The organism is Rhodococcus sp. PvR099 (genome assembly GCF_017833315.1).
GTDB lineage: Bacteria > Actinomycetota > Actinomycetes > Mycobacteriales > Mycobacteriaceae > Rhodococcus_G > Rhodococcus_G oryzae.
Genome location: NZ_JAFIBV010000001.1, coordinates 1,890,613 through 1,910,196, shown reverse-complemented (window position 1 = coordinate 1,910,196; position 19,584 = coordinate 1,890,613). Strand labels below are relative to the sequence as shown.

The following is a 19,584-nucleotide window of genomic DNA, read 5'->3' as shown; positions in this document are numbered from 1 at the left end:
CGACGGATTGACGAGGCCGGCCCGCGGAGCGATCCGCGGGCCGGCCTCGTCCCCGTTCGGCGGCCTTGCACCTGACGCGACGTGAGGTCCTAGCGTGGCGGCATGACTGCAGACGAGAACGACGGGATGTTGACGGAGCAGGACGTGATCGACGCGGCGACGCGGTTGCCGGGGGTGGTCGTGGTGACCGCCGACGAGGCGAGCGGGGCGCCCGAAGCCTCCCGGGGTGACTCGTTCGTCCACCTCGACCCGGACCGGAAGTTCCCGTTCGCGACGATCGTGACCCAGGACGTGCCCGGTTGGGACACCTACTCGGCGCTGGATCGTGACGGTGCGTTCCGCGTGAACTTCGGCGTCGGTCGGGCCGGGTTCGAGGAGCTGTTCGGCTACCCGCCTGCCGCACACGCCGCGCACGCGGACTGGATCGACTTCACCGTCGGCGACCGGCTGCTGCCGCACCCGACGTACGCTGCGCAGTCCTGGGTGTCGATCGCGTGTCCCACGCGGGCGAGCCTCCCGCTGGTGCAGGACCTGTTCGACCGGGCCCGCGCGCACGCCGCGCGCCGTCGCCGGACGGGTGACGGTGGGCGATGATCGGAGTATGGACGACGGGTACACGGTCGGGGAGCTCGCGCGGCTGTCCGGCGTCTCGGTGCGGACCCTGCACCACTACGACGCCATCGGGCTGCTGACGCCGCACGCGCGCAGCACCGCCAACCACCGGCGGTACACGGGCGCCGATGTCGCGCGGCTGCGTCAGATCCTGTTCTACCGGGAGCTCGAGTTCGGCCTCGAGGAGATCGCGGAGATCCTGGCCGATCCCGCGGTGCACCCTGACGCGCATCTGCGCAGGCAGCACCGGCTGCTGCGCGAGCGCCGGGCCCGCATCGACGGCCTGCTCGACGCCGTCGAACACGAACTGCGGGCGAGCGGCTCGGGCATCGCGCTGACCGCCGCCGAGCAGCTCGAGATATTCGACACCGACCGCTTCGGTTCCGCGCTCGCGGAGGTCGAGGAGCAGTGGGGGGTCGACGCCCACACGGCGGCCTATACGAAGGAGGACTGGGCGGCGATCAAGGCGGAGGCCGATTCCGACATCGTGTCCTTCGCGGCCGCATTGGCCGCGGGCGAGCCCGCCGACGGCGAGGTCGCGATGCGGGCCGCCGAGGATCACCGGACGCACCTGGCGCGCTGGTTCTTCCCCTGCAGCCATCGGCAGCACCGAAAGGTGGCCGCGCACTACCTGTCCGACCCGGCGACCGTCGCGCAGTGGGACGAGATCGCACCGGGGTTCGCGTGGTACGTGCACGACGCGATCGTGGCGAACGCCGATCGCGCCGGTTCGTGACCGCCCGCTCAGGTGGAGCGCGATTCCTTCTCGGCGACGAGGAGGTACGCGGCCATCAGCCGCTTCAGCTCGTCGACGGCGTCCGCGTGGCTCTGCCCGTCCTGGACCGAGAAGTTGAGCATCGAGTACACGACGTGGACGAGGACCTCGGCCATCATCGTGCGGCGGTCGCGTTCGGTGCGCGGGGTCAGTGGCGCGAGCATCCGGGAGATCTGCTCGGCGAGCTGGCGCTCCTGGATCTTTCCGGTGGCCCGCGTCGACGGGGTGGACTGCATCGCCAGCCACACCTCGCGCCGCGACGGGTCCGAGGTCCACAGCTTCGCCAGGTGATCGACGAAGTTGTTCAGGAACCGCAGCCAGTCGAGTGAGGGCACCTCGCCGTTGAACTGCTCGAGTTCGTCGCGCACCGAGGTGAAGTCCTGCCGGTTCAGTTCGCACACGATCACGTACTTGTTGGCGAAGAACTGGTAGAGCGTGCCGATGGGGACATCGGCCCGAGACGCCACCTCCTCGCAGGTGAACGACTCGAACCCGACATCGGTGAGCAGGTCCCGCGACGAGGCGAGCAGGGCGTCGAACTTTCGTCGGCTGCGCTCCTGGGTCGGCCTCTTGCGGGGGAGCAGTTCCTCCAGCGCGGCTGGGTCGGCACCAGCCTCCAGGGCCGGGTCCGCGCGGCGCGAGGTTCGGCTGCTGGTCATGGACTCCACCTGTCCAGGTTATCCGTCTTTGTCGCCGGATCCGATGAACCCCGGGTTCTGGGTGTTTCCCGGGGTATCGGATACCCGGGGGAGCTACCGGGTGACGCGGTTGCGGTACAGGACGTTCGCCCAGACGAACCCGACCGCCGCGATCACCGCGCACCAGGCCACCGCGAGCCAGGCACTGTTGCCGATCGGGGTGCCCATCAGCAGGCCGCGGACCGTCTCGATGATCGGGGTGATCGGCTGGTTCTCTGCGAACCACCGCAGCCAGGTCGGCATCGTCTCGGCAGGCACGAAGGCGCTGCTGACGTACGGCAGGAACATGATGACGAAGGTGAACCCGCCCGCCGCCTCCGGGTTCTTCGCCAGCAGGCCGAGGGCCGTCGACAGGTACGACAGGGCGAAGACGAAGGCCGCGATCATCCCGATCACGCCGAGCCACTTCATCGGGTCGCTGGTCGGGCGGAAGCCCATCAGCAGGGCGACCGCGAAGACGATCGCAGTGGTGAGCAGGTTGCGGACCACGCTGGCGAGCACGTGCCCGGTCAGGAACGAGGACTGGGCGATGGGTAGCGTCCGGAACCGGTCGATGATGCCCTCGGTCATGTCGGACGAGACGCCGACCGCGGTCGTCGAGGCGCCGAAGGCGGCGCACAGCAGGATGATTCCGGGCACCACGTAGTTGATGTATGCGGTGCCGGTGTCGATCGCGCCACCGAAGACGTACACGAACAGCAGCATCAGCATGATCGGCAGCGCGACCGCCATGATCATCGAGTCCGGGCTGCGCAGCAGGTGTTTGAGGCTTCGGCGCAGCATTGCCAGCGAGTCGGCGGCGACGGCGGTGCGGGGCAGGGTCTGGGTGCTCATCGGGCTGCTGCTTTCGTGGTCGGGGCGTCGGCGTCGCGGGGCGAGCCGGTGAGGGCGAAGAAGACGTCGTCGAGGTCGGGCGTGTGCAGGGCGAACTTCTCGACCGAGATGTCGTCGTCGATGCGGTCGAGCAGGGCGCGCAGGGACGCGATGCTGCCGTCGGTTGGCACCTCGACGGTGAGGGTCTCGGGGCGCGTGACGGACCCGGGCAACGCGCCCGCGGCCCGGTCCAGCTGGGCGGGATCGGTGAGTTGCAGCTCCATGTGGCCGCCATGGACGAGCCGCTTGAGCTCGTCGGCGGTGCCCTCGGCCACGATCCGGCCCCCGTCGATGACGGCGATCCGGTCGGCGAGCTCGTCGGCCTCGTCGAGGTACTGGGTGGTGAGGAAGATGGTCACGCCGCTCGCGACCAGCTCACGGATGACGATCCACATGTCGCGGCGGCTGCGCGGGTCCAGACCGGTCGTCGGCTCGTCGAGGAACACCACCTTCGGGTTCGCCACCAGGCTCATCGCCAGGTCGAGGCGCCGCCGCATGCCGCCCGAGTAGGTCTCGGACCGCCGGTCCGCCGCGTCCGAGAGGGAGAAGCGGTCCAGGAGTTCGGCTGCGCGGCGCCGCGATTCGCGCCTGCCGAGGTGATGGAGCTCGCCCATGAGCGCGAGGTTCTCCCGGGCGGTGAGCAGCTTGTCGACCGCCGCGTACTGACCGGTGACGCTGATGCTGCGGCGCACCTCCTGGGCCGATCGGGGCAGGTCGTGCCCTGCCACGCTGACGGTGCCGGAGTCGAAGGGCATCAGGGTGGACAGGATCCGGACGGTGGTGGTCTTGCCCGCGCCGTTGGCGCCGAGCAGTGCGAACACCCCGCCCTCGGGCACGAACAGGTCGAGTCCGTCGAGCACGGTGTGGTTGCCGTAGGACTTGGTGAGCCCGGCGACGGAGATCGCGCCGGTGGATTCGGGTCTTGTCATGGGATAGTCCCTTTCACGAAACTGTGTATGTCATACACTTTGGTTTATAAGGTACACAGTTTTACGATGAGCGCAAGAGGTGACGACGGGAGCGGTACGGATATGGATACGAGTGGTGCGGACAACGCGGGGGCCGGGGATCTGCCACGGGCCGTCAAGCTCGCCTGGGGGCTGGCCGAACCGGGCAGTCGGGGTCCGCGCCGCGGACTGAGCATCGAGAAGATCCTCGACACCGCAATCGAAGTCGCGGATGCGGAGGGTGCCGCAGCGCTGTCGATGGCCCGCCTGGCCAAGGAACTGGGCTTCACGACCATGTCGCTCTATCGGTACGTCAAGAGCAAGGACGAGCTGATCGAGCTGATCACCGACCGGGTGGTGGGGCCCGCGCCGCACATCGAGCCGGGTACGCCGTGGCGGGAGGCGTTGGCGCAGTGGGCGACCTCCGAGTACGAGGCCTTGATGCGGCACCGGTGGTGGCTGCAGCTGTCCCTCGGGGGGGTGCCACCGACCGGACCCAACAACATGGCGTGGCTGGAGGTCGGACTCGGCTGCCTGGCCGACACGCCGCTGCCGAAGCCGCTGCGTTTCCAGATCGTCCTCAACACCTCGCTCTACGTGATCGGGCGCGCCCGTTTCGCAGCGGACTTCGCGGCTGCCTCCGCCACCGTGTCGCCCGAGTACGCCGCCGCACTGGACTATCCGGTGCTGCTGCCGCGCCTGCTCTCCCCGGCGGAGTTCCCCCACCTGACCGGGGCGCTCGCGGACGGCATTTTCGACGCCGACCCCGAGGTCGACTGGGAGGACGCGGACTTCGCCTTTGCGCTCGGCCTGATGCTCGACGGCATCGAGAAGTTGGTCGACGCGCACCGCTGACGGGCCGGTCCTCAGCCGTTGTTGCGGGCGCGCACCCCTCATCCGAACCGGGTGAATTCGCGCGCTGGACGTGCATGATCCGCTGCAAATCCGTTGCGCCGGGGGAATAGTGCAAGGGGGAAGCCCGCGGTCGCGTCGGTGACCCGGTACGACGTCGATTGGTGGGAACCGATGAGCGTTGACACAGAGGGTCCGGCGGACAGCGCCGCGACGCCGAGGCGACTCCCCGTCGCGCCCCGGCAGCAATACATCACCTGGATCGCGCTGGCGATGATGACCACGAGCTCGGTTGCCAGCCTGCGCTCCGCGCCGTCGATGGCGATATACGGCCTCGCGTGCGTGTTCCTCTACATCGTTCCGGCGATCGTGTTCCTGCTGCCGACCTCGCTGGTGGCGGCCGAGCTCGCCTCGGGCTGGTCCGGCGGGGTCTACCGCTGGGTGGGCGAGGGCATCTCCGACAAGGCGGGTTTCCTCGCCGTCTGGTGCCAGTTCGCGATGACGATCTTCTACTACCCGACGCTGCTGGCCTACGTGGCCAGCACCTTCGCCTACGTGATCAATCCGGCGTTGGCCTCGAACGGGCTCTACACCGCGATCATCATCGTCACCCTGTTCTGGACCGGGGTCTTCGTCTCCTCGCGAGGGATGAAGGCCGTGGCCGGACTCTCGAGCGCCGGACTCGTTCTCGGCACCCTGATCCCGGGCGTGCTGCTGATCGTCATGGGCGTGGTGTTCCTCGGGCAGGGCAACCCCTCCGCCGCGCCGATGGAGTTCAGCGCGCTGCTCCCCGCGTGGACCGGCATCGCGAGCCTGGTGCTCATCGTCAACAACTTCCTGTCGTACTCGGGAATGGAGATGAACGCCGTCCACGTCTCCAGCCTGCGCAAGCCGGCCAAGGAGTTCCCGCGCGCGATGTTCGTCGCGATGGGCCTGGTGCTCGCCATCTTCATCCTGCCCGCCATCGCGATCAGCTGGGTGGTGCCTGCCGAGAAGCTCTCGCTCACCGCGGGCGTGATGCAGGCGTTCGACATCTTCTTCGCGCACTTCGGATTCGGATGGGCGACACCGATTCTGGCGTTGATGCTGATCGCAGCATCGCTGGGCGGGATGCTGACCTGGTTGGCCGGGCCCTCCAAGGGGCTGCTCATGATCGGGAGGCAGGACGGGTTCCTGCCACCGATCCTGCAGCGGTTGAACAAGCACGGGGTCCAGCAGAACATCCTGGTCGCACAGGGTGCGGTGACCACCCTCATCGCGTTGCTGTACGCCTTCATCCCGGAGGTCTCCAGCGCCTACTGGATCCTGTCGGTGATCACCACCCAGGTCTACCTCGTGGTGTATCTGCTGATGTTCGTGGCCGCGATGCGGCTGCGCAAGAACCGGCCGGAGCAGCCGCGTGGCTACCGCGCGCCCGCGCTCTTCCTGCTCTGCTGGGTCGGCATCGTCTCGAGCCTCGCGGCATTCTGCATCGGGTTCGTGCCGCCCTCTCAGTTCGGCGGCGGCAGCGTCTTCGTCTACATCCTCATCGTCGGTGGCGGGTTCGGGATCGTCGGGATCGGGGTCCCGCTCCTGATCCTGGCCCTGCGCAAACCGTCATGGAAACAGGAAGTCTCGGCAGACCCGTTGGAGAAGGAGGCGTGATGACCACACCAGAGGACGGCGACACACGGCCAGAGGTCGGCGAGGTGAGCGTCGCCCCCGTCGACGATCTGCACAAGCGGCCGGAGAACAGACACTGGATCCTCTACCTGGCGGCCTTCGCGGTGTTCGTCGGGCTGGCGGCCTGGGGTCTGGTCACCTTCAACGAGAACAAGCGCACCGACGAGGCGGACGCCAAGGCCACCGAGCTCGCGGCGCAGTTCGAGGCGGCGGGCCTGGGCGCTCTCGACGTCGAGGCGACAGCGCGGGTGCTCGGATCGGACGGCGGTGCCGCGTGCACCGATCCCGGCAGCGCACTCAAGGCCGGTGTGCTCAATCAGCAACTGGTCAGCGGTGCCGCCGGACCCGGCCAGCGTCCCATTCTCGCGACCCACGACGCGGTGGCGGGGGCACGGTTGGTGATCGAGGTCTACTGCCCGGAGCAGTCGGCCGAGTTCGAGGAATCCCTGAACGATCTGAAACTTGTCGACGGCAATTAGCGGGAGCCGTCGGTGACAGCCCAGGAGGTGGCAATGCCGGACGAGATTCGCTCCAAGGTAAGGGACTTGATGCCCACGGCGCGCACGGAGCTCGCGACGCTGGTGGGCTTCAAGTCGGTGGCCGATCCCCGTCAGTTCCCGCCGCAGGGGTGCACGGACGCGGCGAACTGGGTGCGGGACGCGTTCGTCGCGGCCGGGATCGGGCAGGTCGAACTGATCGAGACCCCGGACGGCTCGAACGCTGTCGTCGGGCACCAGCCGGGGCCCGAGGGCGCTCCGACGGTTCTCCTCTACTGCCACTACGACGTTCAGCCACCGGGCAACGAGCAGCTGTGGCACACCCCGCCGTTCGAGCTCACCGAACGCGACGGCCGCTGGTACGGGCGTGGTGCGGCGGACTGCAAGGGCAACATCGTGATGCACCTGCTCGCATTGCGCGCGCTGGGCACGCCGTTCCCCGTCGGCATCCGGGTGGTGGCCGAGGGTTCCGAGGAGATGGGCACCGGTGGCCTCGAGGAGCTGGTGCAACAGCGCCCCGAACTGTTCGAGGCCGACATGATCCTGGTGGTGGACACCGGCAACGCCGAGGTCGGCGAGCCGACGGCGACGATCACCCTGCGGGGGATGGCGAATGTCGTCGTGCACGTCGAGACGATGGCGGGGGAGGTGCACTCCGGGATGTTCGGCGGGCCCGCGCCCGACGCCCTCGCCGCGCTGGTACAGATGCTGGCCACGCTCCGCGACGAGGACGGCAACACCGTGGTCGAGGGCCTGGACTCCGGGCAGCGGTGGGACGGCGCCGAATACGCCGAGGCGCAGTTCCGCACCGACGCCGGGGTGCTCGACGGGGTCGGCCTGCCCGGATCGGGTTCGGTCGCGGATTCGGTGTGGGCCAGGCCCGCGCTGACGATCCTCGGGATGGACTGCCCGCCGGTCGTGGGGTCTGCCGCCGCGATCCAGCCGAGGGCGTCGGCGCGACTGAATCTGCGGGTACCGCCCGGGATGGATCCGCAGAAGGCGCAGGACGCGCTGATCGCACACCTGGAGGCCGCCGCGCCGTGGGGTGCGCGGGTGACGGTCGAACCGGAGCAGATCGGATCGCCGTTCCGCGCCAGTACGGACGGGTCCGGCTACGCGGCCCTGGCCGACGCCATGGCCGAGGCTTTCGGGAAGCCGCTCGGCACGGTGGGGCAGGGCGGCTCGATCCCGCTCTGCAACGTCTTCGCGACCATGATCCCCGGTGCGGAGATCGTGATGCTCGGGGTCGAGGAGCCGCGCTGCCTCATCCATGCACCCAACGAGAGCGTCGACCCGTCCGAGATCGAGAACCTCGCGGTCGCGGAGGCGCTGTTCCTCGGACGGTTCGCCGCCACCCGTTGATCTACGCGGCCGGGCTCAGACGGACAGGTCGCGGCGCAGCTTGGCGACGTGACCGGTGGCCCGGACGTTGTACTGGGCCACCTCGATCTTGCCCTGCTCGTCGACCAGGAAGGTGGAGCGGATCACGCCCTGCACGGTCTTGCCGTACATGGTCTTCTCGCCGAACGCGCCCCAGGCCTTGAGCGTCTCGCGCTCCGGATCCGACAGCAACGGGAAGGTGAGCTCCTCGTTGTCGCGGAACTTGGCCAGCTTCGCCGGCTTGTCGGGGGAGATGCCGATGACGTCGAGGCCCGCGCCGTTCAGCTCGGCCAGGTTGTCGCGGAAGTCGCAGGCCTGCTTGGTGCAGCCGGGGGTGCTGGCCGCCGGGTAGAAGTACACGATCACCTTGCGTCCGCGGTAGTCGGCGAGCGAGACCTCCTTGCCGTCGGCGTCGGGCAGGGTGAATCCGGGCGCGGTGTCCCCGGCGGCGAGTCTGATGTTCTCGGTCACGCCGACCAGGTTACTGGCAGCCCCGGCCGTGACACCGGACGTCGGCGGTTCCTCCCTGCGCACACGCGCGCCGCACCGGTACGGTCATGACCAAGCAAGATCGACGATGAGAGAAAGTGGGATCCACGTGCCCAGGGACACCGAGAGCATCGAGCGCGACATCGAGCAGGCGCGCAACCAGCTCGCCAGCACGCTCGACGAACTGAGCGTCCGCACCAACCCGAAGCGACTGGTCGAGAACGCCAAGGCGGGCCTGGTCGCCAAGATCAACGAACCGCCGGTCAAGTTCGCCCTGATCGGCGCGGGCGCCTTGGTCGCGGTACTGGTGCTGCGCAAGATCTTCCGCTGATCGACGCGGTGTCCACCCGATTCCGCACCTTCGAGCGGACCTCGGTCGTCGAGGCGCCGTGCGAGGCCGTCTGGGCGCGGATCGTCACCCCGCAGGGCATCAACGACGAGATGATGCCGCTGCTGCGGATGGCGATGCCCAGGGGCGCTCGGGGGCTGACGGTGGACACCGTAGAGGTCGGCCGCAAGGTCGGACGATGCCGGCTGTACCTGTTCGGCATCGTCCCGTTCGACCATGACGACCTGATGCTCGCCGAATTGGAGCTGGGCCACCGGTTCCTCGAGCGCTCGACGATGGCCTCGATGCGGACATGGGAACATGAGCGGACCCTGACCGCCGAGGGCGCGCGAGCGACCCTCGTGCACGACCGCGTGCGTTTCGAGCCGCGCGGTCCGATCGCCGCGGTCCCCGGGCTGCCCGGGCTGCTGGAGCGGGTGATCGGCGGGTTCTTCGCGCACCGGCACCGAAAGCTGCGACGGCACTTCGCGAACTGAGCACCGAACCCCGGTCTGCCCTTCCCTCAACGATGCCGGCCCTCAACCGACAACAAAGAAGGCCCCGACCGTGATGGTCGGGGCCTTCTCGTGTGCGCCCACAGGGACTCGAACCCCGGACCCAGTGATTAAGAGTCACTTGCTCTACCAACTGAGCTATAGGCGCATTGTCACTCGCTCGGGACTCGCGCCCCGCTCTCTGCGACGTGGAGAACATTAGACGAGCGATCCGAGCGAATGCAAATCAGCCCCCCGTCGGCACTCGACGGGCTGGTCAGGGGCCTGTACGGGGTAACACTCGCGGCCCGGGCGGCGATTGGAATGTGAACGTTATTGGGTCGGCCGGGACGCTGTTGGCTGGCATGGCGCCGAGCCTGGCATCATGGCAGTTCACAGCTCTGCGCGTCCGGTGTGCGCCCTGTGGCGGCCGGTTGTGGATGGTGTGTTTAGTGGCTTCGAGTACATGAGGGTGGGGATCAGGGTGGCGACCATACGGGGAACGCTGAGTGCGGTGGCTCTCGCAGCGGCAGCGATGCTCGTGGCGACGGGGTGCACGGTGCAGTTCGGTGAGGATGCCGAGGCGGCGCCCGCGCAGGCGGCCATCGACCTGAACCCGGTGTTCGAGCTGATCAAGCCAAAGGTGACCTCCGCCGTCGCGGACGGCGCGGTCGGGTACTCGCCTGGCGACCCCGTCGCGGTCCGGGTGGCGGACGGCAAGCTGTCGAAGGTGACGCTCCTCGACGAGTCCGGCGACCCGGTGGCAGGCGCCATCGCCCCGGACGGTCAATCCTGGGTGAACACGCAGCCGCTCAAGTACAACGGCGAATACCGTCTTCAGGCCGACGCTTTCGGGCTGGGCGGCGCGAGCACAACGGTGTCGAGCTTCACCACGAGTTCGCCGGGCAACATCACCAAGCCGTACGTGATGCCGGGGGACGGGGACGTCGTCGGCATCGGTCAGCCCGTCGCGGTGCAGTTCGACGAGTCGATCCCCGACCGCAAGGCCGCGCAGGAAGCCATCACGGTCGTCACCAACCCGCCGGTGCCGGGCGCCTTCTACTGGGTCAACGACCGCGAGGTGCGCTGGCGCCCCGAGAACTACTGGGCCCCTGGCACCGCGGTGACCGTGGACGTCAACGTCTTCGGCCGTAACCTCGGCGGCACCCTGTTCGGTCAGGCGAACGAGCACCGCGAGTTCCGGATCGGCGACTCGATGATCGCGTACGCCGACGACAACACCAAGCAGGTCACCTTCGAGCGCAACGGCCAGGTGGTCATGACGATGCCGACGTCCATGGGCAAGGACAGCTCGCCGACCGACAACGGTGTGTACATCATCGGCGACCGTTTCGAGCACCTGATCATGGACTCGTCCACGTACGGCGTCCCGGTGAACTCCCCACAGGGATACAAGACTCCCGTCGACTACGCGACCCGAATGTCGTACAGCGGCATCTTCTTCCACTCCGCGCCGTGGTCGGTGGGGGAGCAGGGTTCCACCAACACGAGCCACGGTTGCCTGAACCTGAGTCCGGCCAACGCCCGATGGGTGTTCGAGAACACCAAGCGCGGCGACCTGGCGATCGTGAAGAACACCGTCGGCGGCACGCTGCCCGGCACCGACGGCCTCGGCGACTGGAACATCCCGTGGGCGACCTGGAAGGCCGGCAACGCCTGATCTCGCGGCCGTAGCGAGGGCCCCGCACCCACAACAGGGTGCGGGGCCCTTCGCGTTGTACGGACCGGTGCGCCGGGTCTCAGGGTCCGTGCATGCCCCGGAAACGGAGAACGCCCCCCGACCGGAGTCGGGGGGCGTTCTCTTCGGGTGACTGACGGGACTCGAACCCGCGACAGCCAGGATCACAACCTGGTGCTCTACCAACTGAACTACAGTCACCATTGCCGGCGCGGTTTCACCCTCGCGGGCTGCTCCGTATCGGCGTGCACGATATTAGCCTGACTCGTCGCCGGAATGCCAATCGATATCTATTCGGCGACCAGATCCTCGACGACCGCGGCGATGTCGTCGGTGGTGGGACCGGGCTCCGCGACGAACGCGGTCCGTCGGTAGTACTTGAGTTCGCGGATGGATTCCTGGATGTCCGCCAGCGCTCGGTGTGCGAGCCCCTTCTCCGGCTGACCGAAGTAGATCCGGGGATACCAGCGGCGGCACAGCTCCTTGATCGAGCTGACGTCGATCATCCGGTAGTGCAGGTACTCGTCCAGTGCGGGCATGTCCCTGGCGAGGAATCCGCGGTCGGTGGCGATCGAGTTGCCGGCCAGGGGAGCGGTGCCCGCGGCGGGGATGTGCTCGCGGATGTAGGCGAGCACCTGCTGTTCGGCCTCCTCGAGCGTCACCGTCGACCGGCGCACCTCCTCGGTCAGTCCGGAGCGCTCGTGCATCTCCTTGACGACGTCGGGCATGTCGGCCAGCGCGGCGTCGTCGGCGTGGATGACGATGTCCACACCTTCTCCGAGCACGTTCAGATCGCTGTCGGTGACCAGCGCGGCCACCTCGATCAGCTTGTCCGTGCCGAGCCGCAGTCCGGTCATTTCGCAATCGATCCACACAAGTTTGTCCTGCACCATGAACACAGTAGTCAGCCGATGGCCGGGTTAAGGTCAACTGGTCGCTTCGCGGGCCCGGTCGGCTGGGCGGCGGCGGACACATTCGACGACGTTGTCGCTCCGAGGAGGGCATGAATGACGGTGGATCCAACCTCATCCGGTGAATCCGCTCCACAGGTGGACTCGGTATCGCTCGAGGAGAAGGCCAAGGCCGCCAAGGCCGCTGCCGAGGAGGCCGCCCGCGTGGCGGCGGAGGCGCTGGCGGCGGCAGAGGCCGCGGAGCAGGCCGCCGCAGAAGCAGCGCGGGTCCAGGCGGCGAAGACCCCGGCCAAGCCGGCGCCGGTCGAAACCGCTCCCGCCGACGGTCCGGCGGTCGAAGCCACGCCCGCCGCAGCGGCCCCCGCCCCGGTCGAGACCGCCGCCGCCCCGAGCCCTGCCGCGCAGGAGATCGCCGCGGGCTACGCGTTCGAGGGCGCGGCGCTGGAGCTGGGCACGGTGATCGTCGACGGCGTCGTGGATCCCGCTGCGCGCGTCCGGATTCCGCTCGCCACGATCAACCGGCACGGACTGGTCGCGGGCGCGACCGGCACAGGCAAGACGAAGACCTTGCAGGGCATCTGCGAGCAGCTCTCGGCCGCGGGCGTGCCCGTGGTGATGGCCGACGTCAAGGGCGACGTGTCCGGGCTCTCCGCGCCAGGCGAGTCGAGCGAGAAGATGGTCGCGCGGGCCGTCTCGACCGGCATCACCGACTGGGTGCCGACCGGGTTCCCGGTCGAGTTCCTCTCGCTCGGCACCGAGGGCATCGGCATCCCGGTGCGTGCGAGCATCACCAGCTTCGGGCCGATCCTGCTGAGCAAGGTGTTGGGGCTCAACGAAACCCAGGAGTCCACGCTCGGGTTGATCTTCCACTGGGCGGACACCCAGGGCCTCGCGCTGCTCGACCTCAAGGACCTGCGCTCGGTCATCGCGCACCTGACCTCCGACGAGGGCAAGGCCGACCTCAAGGGCATCGGCGGTGTCTCCTCGGCCACCGCGGGCGTGATCCTGCGCGCGCTGGTCAACCTGGAGGCGGACGGCGGCGACACCTTCTTCGGCGAGCCGGAGCTGGAGACCGAGGATCTGCTGCGGGTCGGGCCGGACGGCAAGGGCATCATCACGCTCTTCGAGCTGGGCGCGCAGGCGGCCCGCCCGGTGATGTTCTCCACCTTCCTGATGTGGGTGCTCGCCGACCTGTTCCAGACGCTGCCCGAGGTCGGCGACGTGGACAAGCCCAAGCTGGTCTTCATCTTCGACGAGGCGCACCTGCTGTTCACGGACGCGTCGAAGGCGTTCCTGCAGCAGGTGGAGCAGACCGTCAAACTGATCCGCTCGAAGGGCGTCGGTGTGTTCTTCTGCACCCAGCTGCCCACGGACGTTCCCAACAACGTGCTCTCGCAGCTCGGCGCCCGGATCCAGCACGCCCTGCGCGCGTTCACCCCGGACGATCAGAAGGCGCTGAACAAGACGGTTCGCACCTACCCGAAGACGGAGCACTACGACCTGGAGAAGGCACTGACCTCGCTCGGCATCGGTGAGGCGGTGGTGACCGTGCTGTCCGAGAAGGGCGCGCCGACGCCGGTGGCGTGGGCGAAGATCCCGCCGCCGCGGTCGCTGATGGACACCATCGGTGAGCCGGCGATCAGGGCGGCGGCCGCGGCGAGCCCGCTGCACGCGAAGTACGGCCAGACCATCGACCGGGAATCGGCCTACGAGAAGCTGACGGCGAGTGTGTCCGGCGCGCCGAACGTAGACGGCCTCGACCTGCCGCCCGCCCTGCCGGATCTGCCGGACCTGCCGCCCCCGCCGCCGGACGAGCCGAGCGCGGTGGAGAAGATCATGGAGAACGCGGCGGTCAAGAGCTTCCTGCGGTCGGCGGCCACCGTCGCCGGACGCGAGATCTCGCGCTCGATCTTCGGCACCGGCCGCCGCCGCAAGCGCTGACGCACTGTGCGCGGTTGACGAGTCCATGGACTCGTCAACCGCGCACAGGCGGCGCAGCCGCCTAGCCCTTCGGGAGCAAGCGGGGAACTACCTTGCCCGCCGGATTGCGGGGGAGTTCGTCGAGGAACGCGACCTCGCGCGGGACGCAGTGCCGGGCGAGGTGCGCCTTCACGTGCGACTTGATCCCGTCTTCCGTCAGGCCCGCGCCGTCGGGGTCGTCGGTGCGCACCACGTAGGCGGCCAGCCGCGCGCCGAACTCCGGATCGTCGATGCCGACGACCGCGTTCTCCAGCACCCCGGGCAGCTCGCTGAGCAGGTTCTCGACCTCGCGCGGGTAGACGTTCTCGCCGCCCGAGACGATCATGTCGTCGCTGCGTCCGTCGAGGAACAGCAGACCGGTCGGGTCGAAGTGCCCCAGGTCGCCGGTGGACATCAGCCCGCCGCTGATCTCCTTCTCGCTCCCGCTGCGGGTGTAGCCCTCGAACAGCATTCCGTTGCCGACGAAGACACGGCCGACGGTGCCGTGCGGCACCTCGTGGCCGCGATCGTCGAGGATCCGCACCACGGTCCCGAGTGGGGGACGGCCGGCGGTGGTGGGGTGCTCACGCAGCTCGTGCGGCTGCGCGATCGACGCCCAGCTCACCTCCGTGGAGCCGTAGAAGTTGTACAGCACGGACCCGAACACCTCGAAGGTCTTGTGCACCACCCCGGTCGGGATCGCCGAGCCGCTGGCCGCGATCACCCGCAGCGTGGAGAGATCGACGTCCCGATCACCGGCAGGCAGGTCGGTGATCCGCTGCAACATCGTCGGAACCACCCACAGCGCGGTGGCCCGGTGTGCGGCGACCTGGGCCACGGTGCCTGCCGGGTCGAATCGGCGGGTGAGCACCATGGTCGAGCGCAGGGCAAGGCCGACCTGAGCGGCGGCCAGGCCCCAGGTGTGGAAGATCGGCGATGCGACGACCGTGGTCTCGGCGCTGCGCAGGGGCAGCCGCGAGAGCAGGGCGGACGCGGGCATCCAGCTGCGCGGTTCCGGCCGGTTTGCGCCCTTGGGCGTGCCCGTCGTGCCTGAGGTGAGGACGACGATCCGGCCGCGCCTCGGACGGCGGGCCAGCGGCGCGGTGCTCCGCCGCCCGTCCACGAGCAAATCCTCGAAGCCCACCAGGTCCGAGGCCTTCGCAGCCTCCACGGGCTCCGCGTCGGCGAACACCGCGACGCTGGGGGCCGTGTCCGTCAGCAGCGGGGTGAACTCGGAATCGACCAGCAGCCAGTCGATCTTCTGTTCCGCAAGCACCTCGGCGAGCTGGGTGGTCGAGGCCCCGGTGTTCAGCAGCACCAGGTCGGTGCCGAGCCGTGCGGACGCGCCCATCGCGATCAGGAAGCCGCGGTGGTTGCGGGCCAGGATGCCGATCCGCCCGCGTTCGCGCAGCCCACGCCCGTGCAGCGCGGCGGCGAGCGCGTGGGCGTCCTCATCGAGCTGCCGGTAGCTGATCGGCCCCCGGTCGTCGATGACGGCGATCCGGTCGCCGTCGCGGCGCGCGGCCACCGCGAGCAGGCCGCCCGCGGTGAAGTCCCACTGGTACCAGGCAGAGACGACGCCGGCGAGCCTGCTCGGGCCCATCGGGCCGACGATGCCCGCCTTGGTGACGGGGACGAGTCCCTTGAGTAGGTCGGTTGCTCCGGTAACGCTCGGCATCTCGGCGGTTCCTCCTCGATCTGGGGTCTTATGGCGACGGCCACAGCCCCCCGGTAACTTACTCGGCGGTAAGGATCGTGCCAATGGGCGTGTGCCCGACTGCTCGTGTGGGTGACCGATGGCCGGCGGGTGGACACCGTCCGCGCGCATGGCCGACCATGGGGCGATGACACTCAGTGCCGACGAGGCCGACCTGTTCGAAGCCTCCCGGGGTCGCCTGGAGGCGATCGCCTACCGGCTGCTCGGGTCGGCCGGTGACGCCGAGGACGCGGTGCAGGAGGCCTACCTGCGCTGGCACGCGGCGGACCGGGACCGGATCGAGACGCCCGAGGCGTGGCTGACGAAGGTGCTCACCAATCTCTGTCTCAATCAGCTCACCTCGGCCAGGGCCCGGCGGGAAACCTATGTGGGACAGTGGCTCCCCGAGCCGGTGCTCGCCGGAGACCGGATGCTCGGTCCGGCCGACACCGCCGAGCAGCGCGAGTCGGTCTCCCTCGCGATGCTCCTGCTCATGGAGCGCCTCTCGCCCAACGAGCGCGTTGTCTACGTGCTGCGCGAGGCGTTCGGCTACTCCCACCGCGAGATCGCCGAGATCCTCGGCCTCAGCGAGTCGAACTGTCAGCAGATCTACCGGCGGGCCAAGCAGCACGTCACCGGGCGTTCCCGCGCCACGGTCGACGAGGCCGCCACTCGGCGGATCGTCGAGGAATTCCTCGCCGCGGTCCTCAGCGGCGACACCGATCCGCTGATCCGGATGCTCGCCGACGACGCGGTCGGCGTGGCCGACGGCGGTGGCCGGATCCCGGCCCGCAAGACGCCGGTCCTCGGTGCGCTCGAGATCGCGCGCTACCTGAGCCACGTCTTCCGTCTGACCGACGCCAAGCGCCGCTATGTCGGTGGCGATCCGGTGTTCTATGCCTGCGTGGTCAACGGTGGTCCCGGTGTGTTGGCGCAGGTCGGTGAGCGGGTCTTCGCCGTCTTCGCCCTCGACGTCACTCCGGACGGCATCGCGGCGGTCCACATCCAGGTCAACCCCGAGAAGCTGGGCCGCATCACGCGCCAGTGGGAGGCGGAGGGTCCGCACAGCCCGCTCGCTGTGACGTGGTGACCCACATCACATAGCGTTCGTGTCAGGGATCGCGCGCCTATCCGGTTCATGAGGTGAGTCCACACCGATAGGAGCGAGCCATGAAGCACCGCATTGTCGTCCTCGGAGCCGGGTACGCCGGAGCCACCGCCGCCGGCCGTCTCGCCAAGCGACTGCACAGCGACGACGCCCTGATCACCCTCGTCAATGCCGACCCCGACTTCGTCGAACGGGTGCGCATGCACCAACTCGCGGCCGGTCAGGATCTGCGCCCCCGCCCGCTGCGCGAGTACTTCGCCGGCACCGGCGTGCAGGTCGTGACCGCGCTGGTCACCGCGGTCGACGTCGATCGCAAGACCGTCGATCTCGACGGCGGCGATTCCCTCGGCTACGACAGCCTCGTCTACGCCCTGGGGAGCGTCGGCGCCGACCACGGCGTCCCCGGTGTTTCGGAGCACGCCCACAGCGTCGCGGGCAAGCAGGCCGCGTTGCGGCTGCGCGCGCGGCTGAACGAATTGTCCCCGGGCGCAACGGTCGTGGTCGTCGGCGGCGGCCTGACCGGCATCGAGGCCGCCACCGAGATCGCCGAGACCCGCCCGGATCTCGCGATCTCGATCGCCGCTCGCGGAGGCGTCGGCGACTGGCTGAGTGAGAAGGCCCAGCGTCATCTGTGCGGCACGTTCGACCGGCTCGGCATCACGGTCCACGACCACATCGACATCACACGCGTCACCGCCGGCGCCGTGATCGACGGTGCCGCAAGGGAGATCCCGGCCGATATGACCGTGTGGACAACGGGTTTCGCCGCGCATCCGCTCGCGGCTGCCACCGCACTCCAGGTGTCCGGCAACGGACAGATCGTGGTCGACCGCAGCATGCGCTCGGTCTCGCACCCCGATGTCTACGCCGTCGGCGACGCTGTGCTCGCCGAGGGTGCGGGCGGTAAGCCACTGCGGATGTCCTGCGCCTCGGGCGGTCCGACGGCGTGGCAGGCCGCCGATGCCCTCGCCGCACGTTTGACCGGTCGCGAGGTCCCCGAGACCACGATCGGCTACAACTTCCAGTGCATCAGCCTGGGGCGCCGCGACGGAATCATCCAGCCCGTGACTCCCGATGACCAGGCCAAGCCCACCGCGATCACGGGCAGGGCCGCCGCATGCATCAAGGAGCTCGTCTGCTCGGGCGCGGCCTGGGGCATCGGTCATCCGACCCTGCTGATGCCGAGCCGCCGCCGGCACGTTGCGGCAACCGGCGTAGCGGAGTCCGGCCTCGTCACCCCGCGACGCGGCTAGAGCGAGGATTCCCTTCGGAGCAGGTCGTCGATCGTCTCGCGACGGATCAGTTCGCGCGCCGAGCCGTTGCACACCGCGATGATCGGCGGCCTGCCCACCGAGTTGTAGTTGGACGCGAGGCCGTGGTGGTAGGCGCCGGTGCCGGGGATCGCCAGCACATCGCCTGGGCGCACGTCCGCGGCCATGGCGACGTCGACGGCCAGCTCGTCACCGGATTCGCAGTGTCGACCCGCGACCGTGACCGGTATCTGGGCGCCCACCGGATGCCGGTTGGCGAGGGCGACGCTGTACCTGGCCGCATAGAGGCAGACGCGGGGGTTGTCGCTCATGCCGCCGTCGACGCAGACGAAGGTGCGCCCGCCCTCGATGTGCTTGACGGACACGACCCGGTACACCGTCACGCCCGACCTGCCGACGATGGCACGGCCCGGTTCGAGGGTGATCCGCGGCCGCGGGAACCGGTGCCGCGCGCAGGCCTCGTCGAGCGCGTCCTCGATGGTCGCGGCGAGCAGGGTGAGGTCAAGGGGCATGTCGTCGAATCCGTACGAGACCGCGTGGCCGCCACCGAGATTGAGCTCGGTCAGGATCAGTCCGTGATCGTGGTACACCTGAGCCATCTGGGCGATCATCCGGTGCACCGCGGCGCCGAAGTGCTCGGGATCGGTGATCTGCGACCCCAGGTGGCAGTGCAGGCCGATCAGGTTCAGGTGTTGCTGGTCGAGTACCCGCGCGATTGCGGCGTCCGCCTGGCCGTGATCGATGGGGAACCCGAACTTCTGGTCCGCCACACCGGTGCGGACCGCGCGGTGACCGTGCACGTCGATGTCCGGGGTGACCCGGACCAGCACGTCCTGCTTGTGGTCGAGCGCCGAGCCGAGGACCGCGATCTCGGTGTGCGAGTCGATGACGATGCGGCCGACGCCCGCGTCGAGGGCGGCGGTGAGTTCGGCGGGGGTCTTGGCGTTGCCGTGCATGATGATCCGGCGCGCGTCGACGCCCGCCGAGAGGGCGATGGCCAGTTCCCCGGCCGAGCACACGTCCAGGGCCAGCCCCTCCTGGCTCACCCAGGAGGCGAGCGCCCTGGTCATCAGCGCTTTTCCGGCGTACGCGATCTCGGCCTCAGGGAAGATCTCGCGGTAGGTGCGACAGCGGTGCCGGACGTCCAGCTCGTCGATCACGTAGCTCGGCGTTCCGTACTGGTCGGCGATATCCGACAACGCGACGCCGCCGACGGTGATCCGGCCCTGCTCGTCGTGGTGGGTGTTGATCGGCCACACCGCGGGATCGAGCCGCGGGGACATGGCGGAGCGGAGCGACGGGAAGATGTCGAGAAGGGTCACCGGGTTCTCCT

19 protein-coding genes and 2 tRNA genes are annotated in these 19,584 nt (G+C 69.0%); 12 read left to right on the top strand and 9 right to left on the bottom strand.

Annotated features, from left to right (window positions below; genetic code table 11):
* Positions 1 to 102: 102 nt before the first annotated feature.
* A complete protein-coding gene (locus JOE46_RS08760) occupies positions 103 to 594 on the top strand; it encodes a DUF6194 family protein (protein ID WP_209926914.1) in 492 nt (163 codons plus the stop codon).
* A 7-nt stretch (positions 595 to 601) separates the two neighbouring features.
* Positions 602 to 1,348 (top strand): MerR family transcriptional regulator, encoded by a 747-nt coding sequence (locus JOE46_RS08755; protein WP_209926911.1) that lies wholly within the window; start codon positions 602 to 604, stop codon positions 1,346 to 1,348.
* A gap of 8 nt (positions 1,349 to 1,356) precedes the next feature.
* Here JOE46_RS08755 and JOE46_RS08750 read toward each other — a convergent pair whose 3' ends face one another.
* The 3 genes from JOE46_RS08750 to JOE46_RS08740 all read right to left on the bottom strand — a co-directional run bounded on the left by JOE46_RS08750 (position 1,357) and on the right by JOE46_RS08740 (position 3,887).
* Positions 1,357 to 2,046 (bottom strand): TetR/AcrR family transcriptional regulator, encoded by a 690-nt coding sequence (locus JOE46_RS08750; RefSeq protein ID WP_245220990.1) that lies wholly within the window; start codon positions 2,044 to 2,046, stop codon positions 1,357 to 1,359.
* Positions 2,047 to 2,139: 93 nt separating this feature from the next.
* Positions 2,140 to 2,919 (bottom strand): ABC transporter permease, encoded by a 780-nt coding sequence (locus JOE46_RS08745; RefSeq protein ID WP_209926909.1) that lies wholly within the window; start codon positions 2,917 to 2,919, stop codon positions 2,140 to 2,142.
* Positions 2,916 to 3,887 (bottom strand): ATP-binding cassette domain-containing protein, encoded by a 972-nt coding sequence (locus JOE46_RS08740; protein ID WP_209926906.1) that lies wholly within the window; start codon positions 3,885 to 3,887, stop codon positions 2,916 to 2,918. Before JOE46_RS08740 ends, JOE46_RS08745 begins: the two co-directional genes overlap by 4 nt.
* A gap of 66 nt (positions 3,888 to 3,953) precedes the next feature.
* Here JOE46_RS08740 and JOE46_RS08735 point away from each other — a divergent pair, with 66 nt between their 5' ends.
* The 4 genes from JOE46_RS08735 (at position 3,954) to JOE46_RS08720 (ending at position 8,278) form a co-directional block, all read left to right on the top strand.
* Complete coding sequence (locus tag JOE46_RS08735) at positions 3,954 to 4,760, top strand: TetR/AcrR family transcriptional regulator (RefSeq protein ID WP_306455727.1); 807 nt, start codon at positions 3,954 to 3,956, stop codon at positions 4,758 to 4,760.
* Between the two features lie 171 nt (positions 4,761 to 4,931).
* Positions 4,932 to 6,401 carry an APC family permease gene (locus JOE46_RS08730; RefSeq protein WP_097211493.1) on the top strand — a complete coding sequence of 490 codons (1,470 nt, stop codon included), beginning with the start codon at positions 4,932 to 4,934 and terminating at the stop codon, positions 6,399 to 6,401.
* Positions 6,401 to 6,898 carry a hypothetical protein gene (locus JOE46_RS08725; RefSeq protein ID WP_097211492.1) on the top strand — a complete coding sequence of 166 codons (498 nt, stop codon included), beginning with the start codon at positions 6,401 to 6,403 and terminating at the stop codon, positions 6,896 to 6,898. The genes JOE46_RS08730 and JOE46_RS08725 overlap by 1 nt, the downstream gene beginning before the upstream one ends.
* Positions 6,899 to 6,931: 33 nt before the next feature.
* Positions 6,932 to 8,278: a dipeptidase gene (locus JOE46_RS08720; protein WP_209926904.1), complete on the top strand. Its 1,347-nt coding sequence runs from the start codon at positions 6,932 to 6,934 to the stop codon at positions 8,276 to 8,278.
* 15 nt (positions 8,279 to 8,293) lie between these two features.
* Here JOE46_RS08720 and bcp read toward each other — a convergent pair whose 3' ends face one another.
* Positions 8,294 to 8,767 (bottom strand): thioredoxin-dependent thiol peroxidase, encoded by a 474-nt coding sequence (gene bcp, locus JOE46_RS08715; protein ID WP_097211554.1) that lies wholly within the window; start codon positions 8,765 to 8,767, stop codon positions 8,294 to 8,296.
* Between the two features lie 127 nt (positions 8,768 to 8,894).
* On the opposite strand from bcp, the gene JOE46_RS08710 reads away from it, so the two are divergent.
* On the top strand, positions 8,895 to 9,116 hold the full coding sequence (locus JOE46_RS08710) for a DUF3618 domain-containing protein (protein ID WP_077042185.1): 222 nt from the start codon (positions 8,895 to 8,897) through the stop codon (positions 9,114 to 9,116).
* Positions 9,117 to 9,124: 8 nt separating this feature from the next.
* Entirely contained in the window at positions 9,125 to 9,610 is a 486-nt protein-coding gene (locus JOE46_RS08705; protein ID WP_209926902.1) for a hypothetical protein, read from the top strand.
* 93 nt (positions 9,611 to 9,703) lie between these two features.
* Here JOE46_RS08705 and JOE46_RS08700 read toward each other — a convergent pair.
* Positions 9,704 to 9,776, bottom strand: a tRNA-Lys gene (locus JOE46_RS08700).
* 366 nt (positions 9,777 to 10,142) lie between these two features.
* Between JOE46_RS08700 and JOE46_RS08695 the strand changes: the two genes are divergently transcribed.
* The gene (locus JOE46_RS08695) at positions 10,143 to 11,288 is read left to right on the top strand and encodes an Ig-like domain-containing protein (RefSeq protein ID WP_373560250.1); all 1,146 of its coding nucleotides are present in this window, start codon (positions 10,143 to 10,145) and stop codon (positions 11,286 to 11,288) included.
* A 146-nt stretch (positions 11,289 to 11,434) separates the two neighbouring features.
* Here the strand turns inward: JOE46_RS08695 and JOE46_RS08690 are convergent.
* Both JOE46_RS08690 and orn read right to left on the bottom strand, forming a co-directional pair.
* Positions 11,435 to 11,507, bottom strand: a tRNA-His gene (locus tag JOE46_RS08690).
* 89 nt (positions 11,508 to 11,596) lie between these two features.
* On the bottom strand, positions 11,597 to 12,196 hold the full coding sequence (gene orn / locus JOE46_RS08685) for an oligoribonuclease (protein ID WP_209926901.1): 600 nt from the start codon (positions 12,194 to 12,196) through the stop codon (positions 11,597 to 11,599).
* Positions 12,197 to 12,313: 117 nt separating this feature from the next.
* Between orn and JOE46_RS08680 the strand changes: the two genes are divergently transcribed.
* A complete protein-coding gene (locus JOE46_RS08680) occupies positions 12,314 to 14,158 on the top strand; it encodes a helicase HerA-like domain-containing protein (protein WP_209926898.1) in 1,845 nt (614 codons plus the stop codon).
* A gap of 61 nt (positions 14,159 to 14,219) precedes the next feature.
* On the opposite strand, the gene JOE46_RS08675 is transcribed toward JOE46_RS08680, so the two are convergent.
* A complete protein-coding gene (locus JOE46_RS08675; RefSeq protein ID WP_209926896.1) occupies positions 14,220 to 15,854 on the bottom strand; it encodes an AMP-binding protein in 1,635 nt (544 codons plus the stop codon).
* A gap of 166 nt (positions 15,855 to 16,020) precedes the next feature.
* Between JOE46_RS08675 and sigJ the strand changes: the two genes are divergently transcribed.
* On the top strand, positions 16,021 to 16,962 hold the full coding sequence (sigJ, locus tag JOE46_RS08670) for an RNA polymerase sigma factor SigJ (RefSeq protein ID WP_209926893.1): 942 nt from the start codon (positions 16,021 to 16,023) through the stop codon (positions 16,960 to 16,962).
* A gap of 80 nt (positions 16,963 to 17,042) precedes the next feature.
* A complete protein-coding gene (locus JOE46_RS08665; protein ID WP_209926886.1) occupies positions 17,043 to 18,233 on the top strand; it encodes an NAD(P)/FAD-dependent oxidoreductase in 1,191 nt (396 codons plus the stop codon).
* Here the strand turns inward: JOE46_RS08665 and lysA are convergent.
* Positions 18,230 to 19,573 (bottom strand): diaminopimelate decarboxylase, encoded by a 1,344-nt coding sequence (gene lysA, locus JOE46_RS08660; RefSeq protein ID WP_209926884.1) that lies wholly within the window; start codon positions 19,571 to 19,573, stop codon positions 18,230 to 18,232. The two genes, JOE46_RS08665 and lysA, sit on opposite strands and share 4 nt — an antisense overlap.
* Positions 19,574 to 19,584: the final 11 nt, after the last annotated feature.